The following is a 734-nucleotide window of genomic DNA, read 5'->3' on the forward strand; positions in this document are numbered from 1 at the left end:
TGCGCCTTGTTGGCTCACTGTGTCACCCTGAGCCATGGTTGCTGGAGCTGCGCCATGTTGGCTCACCGCATCACCTTGAGTTGCGGCCGCTGGGGCTGCGCCTTGTTGGCTCACCGTGTCACCCTGAGCCATGGCCGCTGGGGCTGCGCCTTGTTGGCTCACTGTGTCACCCTGAGCCATGGTTGCTGGAGCTGCGCCATGTTGGCTCACCGCATCACYTTGAGTTGCGGCCGCTGGGGMTGCGCCWTGTTGGCTCASCGYRTCACCYTGAGYYRYGGCCGCTGGAGCTGCGCCATGTTGGCTCACCGCATCACCTTGAGTTGCGGCCGCTGGGGCTGCGCCTTGTTGGCTCACCGTGTCACCCTGAGCCATGGCCGCTGGGGCTGCGCCTTGTTGGCTCACTGTGTCACCCTGAGCCATGGTTGCTGGAGCTGCGCCATGTTGGCTCACCGCATCACCTTGAGTTGCGGCCGCTGGGGCTGYGCCTTGTTGGCTCACCGTGTCACCCTGAGCCATGGCCGCTGGAGCTGCGCCATGTTGGCTCACCGCATCACCTTGAGTTGCGGCCGCTGGGGCTGTGCCTTGTTGGCTCACCGTGTCACCCTGAGCCATGGCCGCTGGGGCTGCGCCTTGTTGGCTCACTGTGTCACCCTGAGCCATGGTTGCTGGAGCTGCGCCATGTTGGCTCAGCGCATCACCTTGAGTTGCGGCCGCTGGGGCTGCGCCTTGTTGGC

1 pseudogene is annotated in these 734 nt (G+C 65.2%); it reads right to left on the bottom strand.

Going from position 1 to position 734, the window contains the following annotated elements:
* A pseudogene (locus tag L5M49_RS25125) lies at nt 1-734 on the bottom strand (conjugal transfer protein TraG); the annotation flags it as partial.

This window comes from Shewanella sp. SM74, from assembly GCF_025653725.1.
GTDB lineage: Bacteria > Pseudomonadota > Gammaproteobacteria > Enterobacterales > Shewanellaceae > Shewanella > Shewanella oncorhynchi.